The sequence below is a fragment of the Embleya sp. NPDC127516 genome, from assembly GCF_044765325.1.
In the GTDB taxonomy this organism is placed as follows: domain Bacteria; phylum Actinomycetota; class Actinomycetes; order Streptomycetales; family Streptomycetaceae; genus Embleya.
This window is the reverse complement of the sequence record NZ_JBIWJT010000106.1, coordinates 1-1,190: the sequence shown is the minus strand read 5'-3', so window position 1 is coordinate 1,190 and position 1,190 is coordinate 1. Positions and strand designations below refer to the sequence as shown.

Sequence of the window (1,190 nt, the reverse complement as noted above, 5' to 3'; positions counted from 1 at the left end):
GCGGCCATCGCCCGATCGTGGGTCATGCCGAACCTCAACGGGCCCACCCGCTCGAACGGCGCGAACGACCACACCGCGCGCTGCGACTCCTCCACCACGCCCCACACGCCCGCCCCCACCCCGAACCTCCGCTGCCCGTACGACGATTCCCGGCCGCGCCGTTGATCCGCGCACGCCCCCGGGGAGGCTACGGGCGCCGGACGACAATCGCGTGTTCGGCTGTTCGTTCGGGTGGTGTCGGTGTCCGCTGGTAGGCAGGGGTCTTTCGGCCGGTGACTCGGCCTCCTGGTGGCCGACGTGCCCTGGCTACGGCAGGTCGATTGCTACGACGGTGCCGGACTGACGCACACCCTGAACCACATGTTCGACCCCATCGAACGCCTCACGTTCCCCGATCCCTGGGGAGAGCCCGAGGGTTCGCCGACGACCCGCCCTTCTGGGACACGCCCGGGGCGCCGCCACAGCGGTGTTGCGTACGTCGGCGACCGCGCACCGCTGCCGACGCCGGCGCCGCTTTTCCCCCATCACAAGAAGGGCACCCAACCTCGACGAACAGGATTAGCGACCGGCAGGTCCGCCGGAACGGGCAGGTCCGGGCCCGCAGCCCTGGACCACCTGCCCGGATGGGAGGATCTAGCCGACAGTTCTGCATGGGGAGGCAAAGTGGACGACCGCTCGAAGCATGACCACTCCGGATGGGAAGAGGTCGTGCTCGCGGCCCGCGAACGTGCCCGCACCCGGCAGACCCTCATGGTCGAACGCTTCGGACTGTCGGGTGATGTGCAGTACCAGTGGTCGATGGACGACGCACAGATCACGTGGTCGCGCGCCGGGAAGGTGTTCCTCACCGGCCGACTCACGATGATCGGCAGCGTCAGTCTCGCTCGGCAGTCCTGGCTGTGGTCATGGGCAGACGAGTCACTTCCGCCCGCAGTCCTGGGCGATATCGAGCGGGTCCGGCAGTTCGGCGAGAAGAACGACTACCCCGTCCTGCCGTGGCCAGGGTTCAACTACCACCCCGAACTCGTCGCTGAGGCTCGAATGGTCGCAGCATCCGTACTCGACGCCGAGGGGTTGTGGGCAGACTCCACAGACGACAAGCAACTCCACTTCCTGGTCCACGACTTGGCGCTCACCTCCGGATGACAGCGACAGGCCAGGCGTCAGGGCTGCCGGCCCGGACCGTCGGA

Annotated in this window: 1 protein-coding gene; it reads left to right on the top strand. The window is 68.2% G+C overall.

The genetic code is table 11. From position 1 onward, the window contains the following. Positions 1–663 precede the first annotated feature (663 nt). Complete coding sequence (locus ACIRL2_RS51415) at positions 664–1,146, top strand: DUF6882 domain-containing protein (protein WP_402242736.1); 483 nt, start codon at positions 664–666, stop codon at positions 1,144–1,146. Positions 1,147–1,190 lie beyond the last annotated feature (44 nt).